This is a genomic window from Bradyrhizobium sp. CIR48, assembly GCF_014198315.1.
Lineage (GTDB): Bacteria > Pseudomonadota > Alphaproteobacteria > Rhizobiales > Xanthobacteraceae > Bradyrhizobium.
This window is the reverse complement of the sequence record NZ_JACIHG010000001.1, coordinates 665,329-680,372: the sequence shown is the minus strand read 5'-3', so window position 1 is coordinate 680,372 and position 15,044 is coordinate 665,329. Positions and strand designations below refer to the sequence as shown.

Genomic DNA, 15,044 nt, shown 5'->3' with positions numbered 1-15,044 from the left:
CCCTCGTCCGCGCAAGCGACGAGATTCATCCTCCGCCACCTGTCGACTGACGAATCTGCCACCAGCGCGCAATCGCTGAGGTGAGATCGCCCCAGACCTCCGTCGGCAAGTCCGACACGGCCACCCGCACACTATATTGATCCGTGGTCGCGTCGTGAAACCACTCGGTCGCAGCAAAGTCGAAACCGAAGCTGCCGGCATGGCGAATCGGGAGGCCCTCGGCGCGCAGTTCGTTGCTCATGTCCTCGGCGGCCTGCCGCGCGCTCGCCTCGTCGAGAGGGCGCCTACCCCGCAAGGTGACGTAGAGACCGTGGGCGAAATGGAGCTCGGCCGAGAGCGCCGGGAGCTTTGCAGCGAAATGGCGTGCCATGCTTCGGCCGTTGCGCAGGATCGCCGCAACACGCCGTTTCGTGAGGGCCCAGTAGACCGCGCTACCGACAAAGGGCGGGAAGTGCGCCGGCAACGCCGCGCCGCCGAGAAGCCGCACCGCGTTCCGGGTTTCGGCTGCGAGACGTGTCCAATCAGGCCGCCCTGCCCGCTGCCGGTTCTCATTCCCCTGCACGAAAACCGCCGAGCCGAGGCGGCCATATTCCGCCCCGAGCGAATCGAGCTTGTTGTGACTTCGCACCAGCACCAGTGGAGTTCCGTATCGCCGGGCCCAGCTCAGGACGCGCCGGATCCGGCCCGAGCTGCCCGCGAAGCATGTCGTATCGAAAATCACGAGATCGAGACCCGAGCCGTCGCTTCGGATCGCTGCCTCAAAAGCGCCGGCGCGGGAGCAGGAATCCAACAGAAGAATTTTAGGGGAATTCGCCGAAGCAAACGCATCGCTCAGCGGCAGACTCAAAGCCACGAGCCGCAGATGAGGAACAAGACCCCGGATCAGCTCCAGTGTCTCGCCATAGGAGCCGGGAAGCACCAGCAAATCAGCCTTCTCGACGATTTGCGCGGAGGCGAGCAGCACGGCGGAGATCGCAGCCATGCCTGAGGCAGTATAGATCGCCGCGCTCATGCAGCCGCCGTCGAGCTCATAGAAGGAAGGACCGCGCACCGTAAGATCGGCACGCTGGTAATCGTAACTGAACTTGAAGGGCCCGCTGACGGGATCGGCGGTGTGCGACCAGGCTGTTTCCGTTGCCTTCCACTCGTGCAGCTCGTGCTCTGCCCTGAGCGCCGCAGTGATCTGGAATTTGGACCTGACGACCTCGTCGACCGATCGCGGACGCGTCAAATCGAGCCGATGCCTCAGGCAGTCATTCAACAGCCCGAGTTCCCAGTGCTTCCGTTCGAGATAGGCCTGAATGGTCTCCATGCGCGTCTTGGGCAGATCCGATCGGATGACAACGTGCGGAAATCGCCTTGGGTCCAACGCGCGCCCGCTGCAACGAACGTCCATCCTGGCCGTTGAGACGGTGCAAGGAGGACAACATGTCTGAGATCAGAGAGCACATGAAGATCATCGGCAAGGACGGCGCACATGTCGGCACGGTCGACCGCGTCGAGGGCAATCGCATCAAGCTGACGCGGAAGGACAGCCCGGAAGGTCACAAGGACCATCATCACTACATCGACACGAAATATGTGGGTGCCGTCGAAGGCGATGTCGTCAAGCTCTCAATGAATGCCGACGCCGTGCCGAAGACGGAAGCCGCCTGAACATTGAGCCCCTTCGGGGGCTTTTTGTTTGTTCACGATCCGACTCCGCTTCGTTCCAAAAGCACGAATCGTAATCGCAAAATCGGCGCTGCGCTTTTCTTAACATCGCGTTTCGTCGGATCGATCACGTAGCCATCGATCACGTAGCCATGGGCACGAGCGTCGGCCGCAGCAGGTACGCGTCGATCGCAGCGTTCGACAACAACAGCCTGCGGCGCTCTCCTCGCAGCATCAACCGATCGATCCGGTTCAAGATGAAGCGAGCGGAGTCCTCGTGTTCGCCTGTGAGCAGGCCGGATCGGTCGAGATATTTCCAGGCAATGTCGAAGGACTGTGCGCGTAACTCAGGGTCGGTCATGGACGGCCAACGTCCGCGGGGAACGGAGGTTCCTGAGCGTGAGCGAGGCGTTGCCCCGCGCAACGCCAGGCGTATCAAGCAGAGCACAACAAAATGAGCAGCGGCGTGGAACGAGATCACGACCTGGACGTTGGATGGCTTGAAATCAGGTGGTGCCGACCTGCCAGCCCCGGTCGGCTTTGAAGAGCCCCGTGCTTGTCCCCCGAGCACGGGGCTTTCTCATGCAGATCAACCTATCGGCCGGGCTCGGCCCGTCATCGTCTGACGCGAAATTCCCCTGCGTTTGCCTTCAGTCCGCCCGCTCGTCGCGCCGCTCGCGGGCCAGCTCGTGCCAGGCCAGCGCCAACTGGATCAGCCGTTGCCGATCGGCGCCTTCCGATGCCGCGGCCCGCTTCATCGCGGCCTCCGCTTCGTGCTGTGGGTCGTACTTGGTACACATGAGACCGACTCTAGCCGGCCATCTGGACAAGCCCATGGCAATTTCGTCCGTATGATTGCGGGGTAACGTCGCGTCTGCCGGACTGAGGCAAACGGCCGGCACGACTGCTTCACTGCATGCATGCGCCGATTGCGAAGCCATTTGGCTGGGCTTTCATCCAGGCGATCTGTGAATTGTGTCACAGTCAGCGACCTGCATCTCGGTTAGACCATATCTCGACGCTCCAGCAGCCCGCGAAGGCATCGATGGTATTTCCCGTCATGACACAAGAAGCAGCAGCTCCGGCCAACGTCCCGACGCAACGACAAAGGACCGACCTGCTCGGCATCGCCTATCTCGGGACCATCGGCATCGTGATGCTGGCCTGGATCGCCGGCCTGGTCTGGGGCGCGATTGCGTTCTTCAACTGGCTCGTGTGACGCAGGCCGATCCGTCGCGCTGGCGAGCAAGGCTCGCGGCAGCGATCGTGCGCTAAAGCATGATCCGGAAACGTGCGAAGCGGTTTTCCGGAAAGAGCATGCGCAAACAACAACCGAAAGAGCGATGACGATTCATCCAAATCTCATCGCGCTTTAGAACAGGCAGTGCACCACCTGCCCCAGCTTGATCCCGCCGCAAACGATCATGGCCCAAAGCGCCAGGCTGATCTGGATTGCATCCAGCATGTCCCACGTCCCCGCGAATCGTTTTCCCAACGTTTTTTCTTTTGAGAATCGCGTGAAGCGGCACCGGGAGCCAGTGCTATTTTGAGGCAGTTGTTGTGCGCCGCCGAACGTCGCGCCGACATGCGCATCGAGACAATCGGTTGGCGGCGCCAGAACAAAAGAGGCGGGCTTTCGCCCGCCTCTTTCAGGTCAGGACGCGACCGGTGCCTTAGCGGCACGCTCGCGGATCGGTCGCCACGTACTGCCCGTCAGGATAGCGGTAGTAGCAATTGCCCTGCGCCCAGTAGTAGCCGGGCTGAGAGGCGGCGGTGGCACCGGCGATGGCTCCGGTCGCGCCGCCGAGAACCGCGCCCGCGGCAGCCCCTGTGGCGTTACCCGAGATCAGTCCGCCCAGCACGCCGCCTACGATGGCGCCGCCAAGCGCGCTCGCGCCGGGATCAGCCGGCGGCGGCGGAGGTGGCGGTGCATAGGCGACCGGAGGCGGCGGCGGGGCATAGGCCACCGGCACGTCGTCGTAATACTCCTCGGAGATGTAGGCGGGCGGACCGGCCATCCGCTGCGGATAATAATACCAGACGCCGCCAACGTCCCACCACCAGCCGGAGCGACCGTTGTGGACTTCGTGGCGCCAGCGCCCACCGTCCCAGGAGCGATTGCCACGATAGGCCTGTCCGCCCCAGTCGCGCGTCGGAGCGGGACCACGGGCGACATGGCGTCCTGGCGGCGGACCGCCGGCGCCATGCGGACCGGGACCAGCATGAGGCTGGCCACCGGGCTGCGGCGCGGGTCGGGCCGCCTGCTGCGGCGCCGGGCCCCTGCGCATGTTCTGACCGTCCGGAGGCGGTGCCCCTGCGCCCGGGCGGGCCGGAGGCTGGCCGGCGTCCCTTGGTAGCCTTGCGTCCCTCGACGGCCCGGCGTCCTGGGCCTGTGCCGAAAGCGCGAGCAACGACGTGGCCGAAACCAGGGAAATGATGATCTTCATGCGGCTGGACGCACTCATGCGTGCTTGACCCCTACTCTCTCGAATGCCGTGGTGCCTGGCGCGATAGACGATTCGGATCGCGCTCGGCTTGATGCCGACTGACATAGCTGACCTGCTTTGGTCAGCTATGTCGCGTTACAAATGGTTAAGATCACGGCATTTTTTCGGCTCGACGGGCCGTGCTGGACCGCTTCTAGCGGGCCGGCTCGATCACGTTGCAATTGCTCCGCCCGGACATCAGGCAGTCCTGCATCTTGCTGGCCGCGGTGAGGTCCCGCGCGAGCCACCAGCCGACACCGAGGATCAGGATCGCGATGATCAAGCCGGCGATCGCGCCACGGCGGTTATCACCGGGTTGGGATTTCGGCTTTTCGCCCCGTTCGGGCTTGGACTCGAGCTTGGACGTGGACATGGCTACCTACCGCGCGGGCGTGCCGGCTTACCACCTCTGCGACGTCCCGTCACATCCCGATCAGCCCAGTTCGTCGGGTTCAGCCTCGGGTCGCCCGGATCGCATCCTTGCGCGAGGTTTCGACCGCCGGGATCGCCTGTTGGAGCCGCGGTGCACAGGTCGTGAGCACGAACGCGGTCTGGGTACATTCCCAGTCGGCACCCAGGACGGCACTCTCGATGGGCTGCGGACGAGCGAGCAGCAGCGCCGCGCCGGCAACGGCTATCAGGGCCAAGGCGATTGCGAGCGCCTTTTGGTGGAAGCGGAAGAACGTCATGCCCGTGCTCCGTCTCGTATCGGGGCGGACGCTAGGCGTCGCCCGCGTGCTCCCTTATGAGGGACATCACAATTCGGCAGTTTTTCCGGGCTACGAGATCGTCGGGGCGGCGATTTTTCGTCTACCTGATCGGCTGCGATTATGGGTGGCTTCGCGACGCGCGCCGATGTACACGCTTCTGCGTCGCGTGGCGCCCGCTATGCCCAGCCGACGTACCAACACGCAGTGATGTAGGGCTGAAAGTGAGGAAGACAAGGTTCGTTCGATGAGTGGATTCAGGGAACCAGGCTTCTCCGACCGACAAAAGGCGGCGCAGGAAGCACGCAAAAATCTTTTGAACAAATTCAAGTCGCAGCCCGGTCACGACGATCCGGCGGTCGCGGCACGACGCGCCGAGCGCGAGGCCCTCGCGGCCAAGCGCGCCGAGACAAAGGCAGCGCGCGAGGCCGAAAAGGCCGAGCAGAAGCGTATCGCGGAAGAGGCCGCAGCGGCAGAGGCTGCCCGGATCGCCCGCGAGGCGGAGGAAGCGATCGCCAAGCAGGCTGAAATCGAGGCCGAGCAGAAGGCCAAGCGCGACGCCCGCTACGCCGCCCGCAAGGCCAAGCGCAAGTAGCATTCCCGGTCGCGTTCAACTGAAGTTGAACTGACTATTCCGGGGCGGTCGACGTGACCGCCCCTGGATTTTCGACGCACGTCCGTCTGCTGCGGACGACAGTCGAAGATCAGTTCTTCTTCATCATCCCGTCGTCCTTCTTCATCCCGTCCTTCGACATGTGATCTTTCTTCATGCCGTCGTCCTTGGACATGGTGTCCTTCTTCATCATGCCGTCCTTGGACATCGTGTCCTTTTTCATCATGCCGTCATCCTTGCCCATCTTGTCCTGAGCAAAAGCGGCCGGCGCGAGCGCGAGGCCGAGCGAGAGAGCGGCAGCGGAGACGCCGAGCACGATACGGGTGCGAATGGTCATGGATCATCTTTCCTTCGAGATGGTGTTTGTCAGCGACGGACGCCGCTATTCAATCTCGACGGATGGACGCCCCGCATTGTTACCTCGCCGCGAGATAAATTTTTGACGAGCCTGCTGCGATCCGCCGTTCTAGGGAGGCCGGGGCCTGCGGTGGAAAGCGGATGTGTGCAGCGCAGCACGGTCACCCCCCTTGCCGCGGCATTCGGTCTCGAACTATCAGATGAGAGAATATCGGGTGAAAGACCGGCTAGGATGGGCCTACGTGCCGGTCAGATGACCCGCCCAAATCACGCCAACAAGAACCGTTCGAAGAAACGCTCAGAGGGATCACACCATGCTCACGCGCCGCCATCTGCTCGCGACCGCGGTCGCCGCACCCGCCATTCTCCGCTTCGGCACCGGCACCGCGCAGGCCGCGACCACGCTGAAGATCTCGCACCAGTTCCCGGGCGGTACCATCGACAAGGGTGATTTCCGGGACCGGCTTTGCCGTATGTTCGCTGCTGAAGTCGCTAAGCGCAGCAACGGCGACATCGCCGCCGAGATCTATCCGAACTCTTCGCTGATCAAGACCAACGCGCAGTTCTCCGCGATGCGCAAGGGCGCGCTCGACATCAGCCTCTATCCGATGCCCTACGCCGGCGGCGAGCTGCCGGAGACCAATATCGGCCTGATGCCCGGCCTCGTGACCACCTACGACCAGGGCCTGCGCTGGAAGAAGGAGCCGGTCGGCAAGGCGCTGACCGACTTCCTCGCCGACAAGGGCATCATCCTGCTCTCCTGGGTGTGGCAGGCCGGCGGCGTCGCCAGCCGCTCCAAGCCGATCGTCGCGCCGGAAGATGCCAAGGGCCTGAAGGTACGCGGCGGCTCGCGCGAGATGGACATGGTGCTGCAGACCGCCGGCGCCTCGGTGCTGTCGGTGCCCTCGAACGAAATCTACGCGGCGATGCAGACCGGCGCCTGCGATGCCGGCATCACCTCCTCGACCAGCCTGATCTCGTTCCGTCTGGAAGAGGTCGCAAAGTCCCTGACCTCGGGCGCGGGTGCCTCCTACTGGTTCATGCTCGAGCCGCTGATGATGTCGAAGGCGATCTTCGACAAGCTGCCGAAGAACCAGCAGGACATCCTGCTCGCGGTCGGCACCGAGCTCGAGGCATTCGGCCGCAAGGGCGCGCAGGACGACGACGTCGAGGTCGCCAAGGTCTACGAGAAGGCCGGCGCCAAGGTCTCGGTGCTCGACGCCGCGACCGTCGGCAAGTGGCGTGACATCGCCCGCGACACCGCCTGGAAGGACTACAGCGCCAAGACCGCGACCTCGGCGAACCTGCTCAAGCTCGCCATCGACGTCGCCGCATGAGCCATGGTCCGCTTCCGGATCGTGACGATCAAACCATCGCTGCCGCAGGGACCGGCCTTGCGGCGGCGATCGATCGCGGTCTTGCCATCCTCAACAGCATCATCGTCGTGTTCGCCGCGATCGCACTGGTCGCGGCCTGCGCCATCCTGAGCTACAGCGTGCTCAGCCGCGCCTTATTCAAGGCCGCCAATTACTGGCAGGACGAGGCCGCCGTGTTCCTGCTGGTCGGCGCGACCTTCATGACGGCCGCCTATGTGCAGCAGAACCGCGGCCATATCGGCATCGAGGCCTTTGTCGGCCTGCTCTCGCCGCTCGCGAACCGGATCAGGCTCTGGCTGGTCGACGCCTTCACGTTCCTGTTCTGCGCCTTCTTCACCTGGAAGTCCTGGACGCTGGCCCATGAGGCCTATGTCGACGGCCAGGTCTCCAACTCGATGTGGTCGCCGCCACTCGCCATTCCCTATTCGCTGATGGCGTTCGGCATGAGCCTGCTCTGCATCCAGATCCTCGTGCAGCTTGCGCTGCCGTTTACCGGAGCCAAGCGTTCATGAGCGTGTTCGGTATCGGCGTTGCCTACGGCGTTGCGACGCTGCTCGTGATGTTCTCGGGCATGCCCATTGCGTTCGCGCTCGGCGCGGTCGCGGTCGTGTTCATGGGCATCTACATGCCGGCGGCGTCCCTCGATACGGTGACGCAAAACGTCTACGAGGAAATGGCCTCGATCACGCTGTTGTCGATCCCGCTCTTCATCCTGAAGGGCGCCGCGATCGGCAAGTCGCGCGCCGGCCAGGATCTCTATTCGGCCCTGCATGCCTGGCTGCATCGCGTGCCCGGCGGGCTCGGCGTCGCCAACGTTTTCGCCTGCGCGCTGTTCGCGGCGATGGCGGGCTCCTCGCCTGCGACTTGCTCGGCGATCGGTTCGGCCGGCATCCCCGAGATGCGCAAGCGCGGCTATTCCGGCGGCTTTGCCGCAGGCATCATCGCTGCCGGCGGCACGCTCGGCATCCTGCTGCCGCCTTCGATCACCATGATCCTGTTCGCGGTCGCCGCCGAAAAATCGCTCGGACGGCTCTTCCTCGCCGGCATCGGACCGGGCCTGCTGCTGGTCTCGCTGTTCGGCGCCTACGCCGTGATCCGCTTCCGTCAGGAATACGCCGCCGCAGAAGCGATCTACAAGAACGGCGGCCCGGAAGCGGCGATCCTCGCCCGCGACGAATACACGCTCGCCGAACGCTTCAGCGTGCTGCCGCGGGTGATTCCATTCGTGCTGCTGCTCACCGGCGTCATGATCGCGCTCTATGGCGGCTATGCCACGCCGTCAGAGACCGCCGGCCTCGGCGGCCTGCTGGCGCTGGCGCTGATCGCGGCGATCTACAGCGTGTGGCGGCCGAGCGACCTTGCGCCGATCATGAAGTCGACGATCCGGGAATCGACCATGCTGATGATGATCATCGGCATGTCGCTGCTCTATTCCTACGTGATGAGCTATCTGCACATCTCGCAATCGGTCGCCGAATCCATCGTCGCGATGCACCTGCCGCGCTGGGAGCTGCTGTTCGCGATCCTCGTCATGGTCGTCGTGCTCGGCTTCTTCCTGCCGCCGGTCTCGATCATCCTGATGACGGCGCCGATCATCCTACCGCCGCTGCGTGCCGCCAATTTCGACATCATCTGGTTCGGCGTGGTGATGACCATCGTGATGGAGATGGGGCTGATCCATCCGCCCGTCGGCCTCAACATCTTCGTCATCCGCAACGTTGCGCCGGACATTTCCCTGCGCGAGGTGATCTGGGGCACGCTACCGTTCGTGCTGCTGATGATGCTGGCAGTGCTGCTGCTGTGCTTCTTTCCGGCGATTTCGACCGGGCTGCCGGATCTGGTGATGGGGCCGGACGGGAGCAGGTAACGGCAATCACGGCTGCCGTAGGGTGGGCAAAGCGAAGCGTGCCCACCATTCGCGATTGCGGTCACGGAGAGATGGTGGGCACGGCGCTATGCGCCTTTGCCTACCCTACGACTGCTCTTTCCGTCGCACCTTCGGCGCGACCACGCTGCCGGCCACCACCTGCAATAGATCCTTGCGCACGGCTTCGATGTGCCGCTCCAGGAAGCGGCAGGCTTCCTCGACCTTCTGTGCGCGGCAGAGCGCGATCATATGGGCGTGCTCCTTTTCGGCCGTCCCCATCGCTTTGGTGTTGGAGAGCTGCAGCCGAGTGTAGCGGTCGCTGGTCTGGAGCAGCGACAGCACGATCGCCCGCGTGCGCGGCTGCGGAGCGTGAACGTAAAGCGCCATGTGGAAGTCGGCGTTGAGCTGTCCCCATTCACTGACGTTCTTCGCCTTGATCGCCTTCTCGAAGCGCTTGTGGATGTCGTCGAGCCCGTCGAAATCGTCAGCGCTGAAACGCGGCGCCGACTGCGCCAGCAGCCGCGGCTCCAGGATGCAGCGCAGATCGAACACGTCGTTGATCTCGTCCAGCGACAGCTCCGAGACGATGGCGCCCTTCTGCGGCACGATCCGCACCAGGCCTTCAGCCTCGAGCTGGAATAGCGCCTCGCGGACAGGAATGCGGCTGACGCCATAGGCCTCGCCAAGCGCATCCTGCCGCAACTGTGATCCGGCCCGATAAGTACCGTCGAGGATCGCCTGCCTGAGCTGGTCGACGATCGCGGCCGACAGGGTGCGATGCTTCAGAGGCTGTTTCATCTGACCTTCTGTTGTCCTTCCCGACTCGTCCGGCCGAAGCGGTCTCTCTCTTGCATGTCGGGCGCTCCAGCAAAAGCCGGGCGTCCCACAAAGCAGCGTGCCCAGCAAAAGCGCGGCCTGCCGCAGAAATGACCGCAATCTCCGTTTGACACCCAAATTGTATAAATTATACATTTGTCGATAGCACGACAATTTTCGGGGTGTGGGGCCTCTTTCATGATCGAGCAGACGATCCCGGCCAGCCGCGCGTTCAGCGTTCGACGGATGGTCATTCGCGCCTCCAGCGCCCTGCTCGCCGTGGAGCGCCTGGCGCTGATGGGCCTGATGTACGTGCTGACCGGCCTGATCCTGGTGAACGTCGTCACCCGCTACGCGCGCTTTCCGATCTACTGGATCGATGAATCCGCTGTTTATTGCGTGGTCTGGCTGACCTTCATCGGCGCCTCCGCGATGACGCGGCTGCGGCTCGACTTCGCGGTCACCATGCTGACGGAGCGTCTTTCGGCGCGACACCAGAAGATCGCAAAGATGATCTCGACTGGCCTCGTCGTGGTGTTCGGCGCCGCCCTGATCGTCACCTGCGTGCTCTGGATGGATCCGATCGGCCTTGCCCGCGCCGGCTTCGACGGGCGCAAGCTCGCGGCCGAAACCTTCAACTTCCTCTACACCGAGCACACCCAGACGCTGAACTGGCCGACCTGGGTGCTCTACCTGACGCTGCCGATCTTCGCGGTGTCGATGACCGTTCACGGCCTCGCCAATTTGCTGGAAGATCTCGGGCTGGTGCCGCGCATGCCGCCAAAGGGCTTCCAGCTCTCCGAGCTCGACGGGGTCAACTGATGATCACGTCGGCGGCCTTTATGGTTTTCATGCTGGTCGGCGTGCCGATCGGCCTCTGCCTGTGCCTCGCCGGCCTCGTCTACATTGCGGCATCCGGCAATCCCGTGCTGTTCCAGTCCTATCCGCTGCAGCTGTTCGGCGGCGTCGACAGCTACGGCCTGATCGCGATTCCCCTCTTCATCCTGATCGGCGAGATCATGAATGGCGGCGGCATCACACGGCGCATCGTCGACATGGCGATGGCCTTCGTCGGCTCGCTCAAAGGCGGGCTCGCCTACGTCAACATCCTCGCCAACATGTTCATCTCCTCGATCCTGGGATCGGCGACCGCGCAGGTCGCGATCATGGCCCAGATCATGGTGCCGGAGATGGAGAAGAAGGGTTACGACAAGACGTTTGCGGCAGGACTGACCGCCTATGGCGGCATGCTCGGGCCCATCATCCCGCCCTCGGTGATGTTCGTGGTCTACAGCGTGCTCGCGCAGGTCTCGGTCAGCGACATGCTGATCGCAGGCATCGTGCCGGGCGTCATCCTCACGGTGATGTTCTGCCTCGTCATCGCCTTGATGGGCTATGTCTACAATTATCCGCGCGCGGATTATCAGACGCCGCGCCAGCGCGTCATGACGATCCTGCGGACGTCGCCGACGCTGCTGATCCCGGTCGTCATCGTCGGCACGATTCTGAGCGGTCTCGCCAATGCGACGGAATCCGCCGCGGTCGGCGCTGTGGCCGCCGCACTCGTCGGAAAATACTGGACCAGGGAGTTCGAGTTCTCGCAGCTGCCGCAGATGATGCTGCGCAGCGCGATCTATTCGGCGATCGTGCTGTTCCTGGTCGCGGCCGCCGCGGTGTTCTCCTGGGTCCTGATCTTCGGCAAGGTGCCGCAGGAGACGGCTGCCTGGATCCAGACGGCCGCCAAGGACCCGGTCAGCTTCATGCTGATCTGCAACGTCATCCTGCTGGTGATCGGCACTGTCATCGACGGCATTCCCGGCCTGATCATGACGGTGCCAATCCTGCTGCCTGTTGCGACCGAGGTCTATCACATCGATCCCCGGCATTTCGGCGTCGTGGTGGTGATCAATCTCGTGCTCGGCCTGCTGTCGCCGCCGGTCGGGCTCTGCTTCTTCGTCGCGGCCGCCGTCACCGGCGCCAAGCCCGGCAAGATGTTCATGGTGACGCTGCCCTTCTTCGTCATCTCCTGCGTCCTCCTCGTGCTGCTCTCGCTCTATCCGTCGCTCTCGCTGATCCTCATCAAATAGGCCCGTTCAAAAGGAAGCCCGACCATGCCGCTTACACGCCGCCGCTTTCTCGCCGCCAGTGCCGCCGCATCGGTGTTCGCGCCGTCGCTAGCGCTCGCCCAGGCCAAGGAATTCCGCCTCGGCCTGATCACTCCGAACGGCCATTCCTGGAACAAGGCCGCGCTAAAATTCGGTGACGATCTCAAGGCCGCAACCAACGGCCGCCTGACCTTGACCGTCTTCCACTCCGGCCAGCTCGGCAACGAGCCCGCGATGATGCAGCAATTGCAATCCGGCGCGCTCGACATGGGCTTCATCCAGGCCGCCGAGCTCGGCTCGCGCGTGCCGCACATCGCCGCGATCAACGCGCCCTACATCGTGCGCTCGACGCCGGCGGTGGCGAAATTTGTGCGGCATCCGGCGGCCGTGAAGCTGTTCGAGGTGCTGCCGCAGGAGACCGGCACCATCGGCCTCGGCTGGGGCATCACCGGCATGCGCGCGGTGTTCTCGTCGAAGGATTTGACGACGCTCGCCGACATCAAGGGCATGAAGCTGCGCATCAACCCGACGCCGGTCTATCGTGATTTCTATTCGTCCCTCGGCGCAGCGCCGACACCGATCCCGACGCCGCAGGTGTTCGACGCGATGGCCAACGGCCAGGTCGACGGCCTCGAGGCCGATCTCGAATTCTCCTGGAACCAGCGTTTCGACAAGGTGTCGAAGGTGATCCTGCAGATGAATGCCGTCTTCATGCCGATGGCGGCCGTCGTTTCCGGCCGGGTCTGGCAGTCGCTCCCCGCTGCCGACCGCGAGCTGATCGCCAAGACTGTCAAGGCGACTCTGGATGCGCAGATCGACGAACTCGCCGGCAACGAGCCCGCGCTGATCGAGAACTTCAAGAACGCGCCGATCCCGATCCGCCAGGTCCCGGCGGGCGACACCGAGGCCGTCATCGCCGAATTCGACAAGATCTGGCTGCCCAAGGCACCGATTCTCGCCGAGCTGCGCAAGGTCGGCGCGACGCTCTGATCCCACCCGCCATCCTCTTCACCACGCCCGGCGGATCCAGCCCCCCGCCGGCAATCTTACTTGGAGTCAAATCAATGAGCCGCCGCGTTTCCTGGGAAGGCGTCTTCCCGGCCGTCACCACGCAATTCCATGACGATCTTTCGCTCGACATCGATGCAACCGCGAAGGTGATGGACGGTCTGATCCGCGATGGCGTCTCGGGCCTGATCGTCTGCGGCTCGGTCGGCGAGAACACCTCGCTGGAGCGCAAGGAGAAGGTCGCGATCATGGAGACGGCGAAGTCGGTCGCCGCCGGCCGCGTGCCCGTATTGTGCGGCATCGCCGAATTCACCACGGCGTTTGCGGTCGAGACGGCGAAGGAAGCCGCGCGCGTCGGCATCGACGGCGTGATGGTGATGCCGGCCTTGGTTTATTCGTCCAAGCCGCACGAAACCGCCGCGCATTTCCGCGCCGTCGCCTCCGCGACCGACCTGCCCGTGATGCTCTACAACAATCCGCCGATCTACAAGAACGACGTCACGCCGGACATTCTCGCCACGCTCGCCGACGTCGAGACCGTGGTCTGCTTCAAGGATTCGTCCGGAGACACACGGCGCTTCATCGACACCAGGAACATGGTGGGCGACCGCTTCGTGCTGTTCGCAGGCCTCGACGACGTCATCGTCGAGAGCATCGCCATGGGCGCCGTGGGCTGGGTCTCCGGCATGTCGAACGCCTTCCCGCGCGAAGGCGAGACGCTGTTCCGTTTGGCCAAGGCCGGCCGCCTCGCTGAGGCGATGCCGATCTACGAATGGTTCATGCCGCTGCTGCATCTCGATGCGCGCCCCGACCTCGTCCAGTGCATCAAGCTGTGCGAGCACATCATGGGCCGTGGTACCGCACTGACCCGCCCGCCGCGCCTCGCGCTGCTGCCGCAGGAGAAGGCCGAGGTCGAGGCCATGATGGCCAAGGCACTCAAGAGCCGGCCGCGCCTGCCGGATGTGGGCCTGAAGGCGGCCTGAAAGCAGGTCTCGTAGGGTGGGCAAAGCGACTTGTCCGCCGTAGCTCGAAGAGCGAAGGCGGAAGCGTGCCCACCACCTGTCTCGATCATAAAAAGATGGTGGGCACCGCGCTACGCGCCTTTGCCCACCCTACGGCACCTGCGCTTACCATGGCGAAGACCTACGTCGCCGCCCGCTTCCTCTTCGCATTCAGCGCGGACGCCACCCGGCTCACCGGCGGCTTGCCCAGCACGCGGCTCATCTCGTTCGTCGCGGCCAGCAGCTTGTCCATGTCGATGCCGGTCCTGACGCCCATGCCCTCGAGCATGTAGACGACGTCCTCGGTCGCGACATTGCCGGTCGCTCCCGGCGCGTAGGGGCAGCCGCCGAGGCCGCCGGCGGCAGCGTCGATGACGCGGACGCCCTCCTCCAGGCCGGCATAGAGATTGGCGAGCGCCTGTCCGTAGGTGTCGTGGAAATGCATTGCGAGATTGGCGGCGGGAATGTTGGCGGCAACCGCGCGCAGCATCGTCTTGGCCTTATCAGGCGTGCCGACGCCGATGGTGTCGCCGAGGGAGACCTCGTAGCAGCCGAGATCCCACAGCGTCTTGGCGAGATCGGCGACGGCCTTCGGTTTGATTTCACCGTCGAACGGACAGCCGAGCACGCAGGAGATATAGCCGCGCACCTTGACGCCATCAGCCTTGGCACGAGCCAGCACCGGCTTGAACCGATCGATGGACTCCGCAACGGTGCAATTGATGTTGGCCCGGGAAAAACCCTCGGAGGCCGCGGCGAACACCGAGACCACTCTCGCGCCCGCGGCGCGCGCTGCGTCATAGCCTTTCTCGTTGGGCACCAGCACGTGGAATTCGGCACCCTTGATGTGGTTCACGCCGCGCAGCACGGCATCCGAGCTCGCCATTTGCGGGATCGCCTTGGGCGAGACGAACGCCCCGACCTCGACCGTATCGAGGCCGGCCGCGACCAGCGCCTCGACGAAGGCGATACGGGCTTCGACGCTGACGGGCGTCTTCTCGTTCTGGAGGCCGTCGCGCGGCCCCATTTCGATGATGCGGACTGGGTCGCTCATG

18 protein-coding genes are annotated in these 15,044 nt (G+C 64.0%); 10 read left to right on the top strand and 8 right to left on the bottom strand.

Annotated elements, in window-relative coordinates:
• Window positions 1-25: 25 nt before the first annotated feature.
• Window positions 26-1,312 (bottom strand): hypothetical protein, encoded by a 1,287-nt coding sequence (locus tag GGD66_RS03420; protein ID WP_183256870.1) that lies wholly within the window; start codon window positions 1,310-1,312, stop codon window positions 26-28.
• 116 nt (window positions 1,313-1,428) lie between these two features.
• Here GGD66_RS03420 and GGD66_RS03415 point away from each other — a divergent pair, with 116 nt between their 5' ends.
• Window positions 1,429-1,656, top strand: coding sequence for a DUF2171 domain-containing protein (locus GGD66_RS03415; protein WP_018323146.1), 228 nt, complete (start codon window positions 1,429-1,431; stop codon window positions 1,654-1,656).
• A gap of 139 nt (window positions 1,657-1,795) precedes the next feature.
• On the opposite strand, the gene GGD66_RS03410 is transcribed toward GGD66_RS03415, so the two are convergent.
• The gene (locus GGD66_RS03410; protein WP_018323145.1) at window positions 1,796-2,014 is read right to left on the bottom strand and encodes a hypothetical protein; all 219 of its coding nucleotides are present in this window, start codon (window positions 2,012-2,014) and stop codon (window positions 1,796-1,798) included.
• A gap of 699 nt (window positions 2,015-2,713) precedes the next feature.
• On the opposite strand from GGD66_RS03410, the gene GGD66_RS03405 reads away from it, so the two are divergent.
• On the top strand, window positions 2,714-2,872 hold the full coding sequence (locus GGD66_RS03405) for a hypothetical protein (RefSeq protein WP_018323143.1): 159 nt from the start codon (window positions 2,714-2,716) through the stop codon (window positions 2,870-2,872).
• A 454-nt stretch (window positions 2,873-3,326) separates the two neighbouring features.
• Here the strand turns inward: GGD66_RS03405 and GGD66_RS03400 are convergent, their stop codons facing one another.
• From GGD66_RS03400 to GGD66_RS03390, 3 genes are all read right to left on the bottom strand, one after another.
• Window positions 3,327-4,118, bottom strand: a complete 792-nt coding sequence (locus GGD66_RS03400; RefSeq protein WP_183256869.1) for a hypothetical protein — start codon at window positions 4,116-4,118, stop codon at window positions 3,327-3,329.
• A gap of 175 nt (window positions 4,119-4,293) precedes the next feature.
• Complete coding sequence (locus GGD66_RS03395; RefSeq protein ID WP_092258373.1) at window positions 4,294-4,512, bottom strand: hypothetical protein; 219 nt, start codon at window positions 4,510-4,512, stop codon at window positions 4,294-4,296.
• Between the two features lie 79 nt (window positions 4,513-4,591).
• The gene (locus GGD66_RS03390) at window positions 4,592-4,828 is read right to left on the bottom strand and encodes a hypothetical protein (RefSeq protein ID WP_026202882.1); all 237 of its coding nucleotides are present in this window, start codon (window positions 4,826-4,828) and stop codon (window positions 4,592-4,594) included.
• A gap of 265 nt (window positions 4,829-5,093) precedes the next feature.
• On the opposite strand from GGD66_RS03390, the gene GGD66_RS03385 reads away from it, so the two are divergent.
• Complete coding sequence (locus tag GGD66_RS03385) at window positions 5,094-5,441, top strand: DUF6481 family protein (RefSeq protein ID WP_018323139.1); 348 nt, start codon at window positions 5,094-5,096, stop codon at window positions 5,439-5,441.
• Window positions 5,442-5,550: 109 nt separating this feature from the next.
• Here the strand turns inward: GGD66_RS03385 and GGD66_RS03380 are convergent, their stop codons facing one another.
• Window positions 5,551-5,796, bottom strand: a complete 246-nt coding sequence (locus GGD66_RS03380) for a pentapeptide MXKDX repeat protein (protein ID WP_018323138.1) — start codon at window positions 5,794-5,796, stop codon at window positions 5,551-5,553.
• A gap of 334 nt (window positions 5,797-6,130) precedes the next feature.
• Here GGD66_RS03380 and dctP point away from each other — a divergent pair, with 334 nt between their 5' ends.
• Genes dctP through GGD66_RS03365 form a run of 3 tightly spaced genes read left to right on the top strand, consistent with a single transcriptional unit; the run spans window position 6,131 to window position 9,059 of the window.
• Entirely contained in the window at window positions 6,131-7,153 is a 1,023-nt protein-coding gene (gene dctP, locus GGD66_RS03375) for a TRAP transporter substrate-binding protein DctP (RefSeq protein WP_018323137.1), read from the top strand.
• Window positions 7,150-7,704, top strand: coding sequence for a TRAP transporter small permease (locus tag GGD66_RS03370; protein ID WP_092258376.1), 555 nt, complete (start codon window positions 7,150-7,152; stop codon window positions 7,702-7,704). The genes dctP and GGD66_RS03370 overlap by 4 nt, the downstream gene beginning before the upstream one ends.
• Window positions 7,701-9,059, top strand: coding sequence for a TRAP transporter large permease (locus tag GGD66_RS03365; protein ID WP_183256868.1), 1,359 nt, complete (start codon window positions 7,701-7,703; stop codon window positions 9,057-9,059). Before GGD66_RS03370 ends, GGD66_RS03365 begins: the two co-directional genes overlap by 4 nt.
• A gap of 105 nt (window positions 9,060-9,164) precedes the next feature.
• Here the strand turns inward: GGD66_RS03365 and GGD66_RS03360 are convergent, their stop codons facing one another.
• Window positions 9,165-9,857, bottom strand: coding sequence for a GntR family transcriptional regulator (locus GGD66_RS03360; RefSeq protein ID WP_092258379.1), 693 nt, complete (start codon window positions 9,855-9,857; stop codon window positions 9,165-9,167).
• A gap of 216 nt (window positions 9,858-10,073) precedes the next feature.
• On the opposite strand from GGD66_RS03360, the gene GGD66_RS03355 reads away from it, so the two are divergent.
• From GGD66_RS03355 to GGD66_RS03340, 4 genes are all read left to right on the top strand, one after another.
• Complete coding sequence (locus GGD66_RS03355) at window positions 10,074-10,697, top strand: TRAP transporter small permease (protein WP_183256867.1); 624 nt, start codon at window positions 10,074-10,076, stop codon at window positions 10,695-10,697.
• On the top strand, window positions 10,697-11,962 hold the full coding sequence (locus GGD66_RS03350) for a TRAP transporter large permease (RefSeq protein ID WP_028144739.1): 1,266 nt from the start codon (window positions 10,697-10,699) through the stop codon (window positions 11,960-11,962). The genes GGD66_RS03355 and GGD66_RS03350 overlap by 1 nt, the downstream gene beginning before the upstream one ends.
• Before the next feature lie 24 nt (window positions 11,963-11,986).
• The gene (locus GGD66_RS03345) at window positions 11,987-12,970 is read left to right on the top strand and encodes a TRAP transporter substrate-binding protein (protein WP_183232693.1); all 984 of its coding nucleotides are present in this window, start codon (window positions 11,987-11,989) and stop codon (window positions 12,968-12,970) included.
• 74 nt (window positions 12,971-13,044) lie between these two features.
• Complete coding sequence (locus GGD66_RS03340; protein WP_028144741.1) at window positions 13,045-13,971, top strand: dihydrodipicolinate synthase family protein; 927 nt, start codon at window positions 13,045-13,047, stop codon at window positions 13,969-13,971.
• Between the two features lie 160 nt (window positions 13,972-14,131).
• Here GGD66_RS03340 and GGD66_RS03335 read toward each other — a convergent pair whose 3' ends face one another.
• Complete coding sequence (locus GGD66_RS03335) at window positions 14,132-15,043, bottom strand: hydroxymethylglutaryl-CoA lyase (RefSeq protein ID WP_183256866.1); 912 nt, start codon at window positions 15,041-15,043, stop codon at window positions 14,132-14,134.
• Window position 15,044: the final 1 nt, after the last annotated feature.

Coding starts and splice junctions, on each gene's coding strand:
- GGD66_RS03415 (WP_018323146.1), top strand. CDS start 1,429: ATGTCTGAGATCAGAGAGCACATGAAGATCATCGGCAAGGACGGCGCA.
- GGD66_RS03410 (WP_018323145.1), bottom strand. CDS start 2,014: ATGACCGACCCTGAGTTACGCGCACAGTCCTTCGACATTGCCTGGAAA.
- GGD66_RS03385 (WP_018323139.1), top strand. CDS start 5,094: ATGAGTGGATTCAGGGAACCAGGCTTCTCCGACCGACAAAAGGCGGCG.
- GGD66_RS03345 (WP_183232693.1), top strand. CDS start 11,987: ATGCCGCTTACACGCCGCCGCTTTCTCGCCGCCAGTGCCGCCGCATCG.
- GGD66_RS03350 (WP_028144739.1), top strand. CDS start 10,697: ATGATCACGTCGGCGGCCTTTATGGTTTTCATGCTGGTCGGCGTGCCG.
- GGD66_RS03395 (WP_092258373.1), bottom strand. CDS start 4,512: ATGTCCACGTCCAAGCTCGAGTCCAAGCCCGAACGGGGCGAAAAGCCG.
- GGD66_RS03365 (WP_183256868.1), top strand. CDS start 7,701: ATGAGCGTGTTCGGTATCGGCGTTGCCTACGGCGTTGCGACGCTGCTC.
- GGD66_RS03390 (WP_026202882.1), bottom strand. CDS start 4,828: ATGACGTTCTTCCGCTTCCACCAAAAGGCGCTCGCAATCGCCTTGGCC.
- GGD66_RS03340 (WP_028144741.1), top strand. CDS start 13,045: ATGAGCCGCCGCGTTTCCTGGGAAGGCGTCTTCCCGGCCGTCACCACG.
- GGD66_RS03380 (WP_018323138.1), bottom strand. CDS start 5,796: ATGACCATTCGCACCCGTATCGTGCTCGGCGTCTCCGCTGCCGCTCTC.
- dctP (WP_018323137.1), top strand. CDS start 6,131: ATGCTCACGCGCCGCCATCTGCTCGCGACCGCGGTCGCCGCACCCGCC.
- GGD66_RS03335 (WP_183256866.1), bottom strand. CDS start 15,043: ATGAGCGACCCAGTCCGCATCATCGAAATGGGGCCGCGCGACGGCCTC.
- GGD66_RS03360 (WP_092258379.1), bottom strand. CDS start 9,857: ATGAAACAGCCTCTGAAGCATCGCACCCTGTCGGCCGCGATCGTCGAC.
- GGD66_RS03400 (WP_183256869.1), bottom strand. CDS start 4,118: ATGAGTGCGTCCAGCCGCATGAAGATCATCATTTCCCTGGTTTCGGCC.
- GGD66_RS03370 (WP_092258376.1), top strand. CDS start 7,150: ATGAGCCATGGTCCGCTTCCGGATCGTGACGATCAAACCATCGCTGCC.
- GGD66_RS03355 (WP_183256867.1), top strand. CDS start 10,074: ATGATCGAGCAGACGATCCCGGCCAGCCGCGCGTTCAGCGTTCGACGG.
- GGD66_RS03420 (WP_183256870.1), bottom strand. CDS start 1,312: ATGGAGACCATTCAGGCCTATCTCGAACGGAAGCACTGGGAACTCGGG.
- GGD66_RS03405 (WP_018323143.1), top strand. CDS start 2,714: ATGACACAAGAAGCAGCAGCTCCGGCCAACGTCCCGACGCAACGACAA.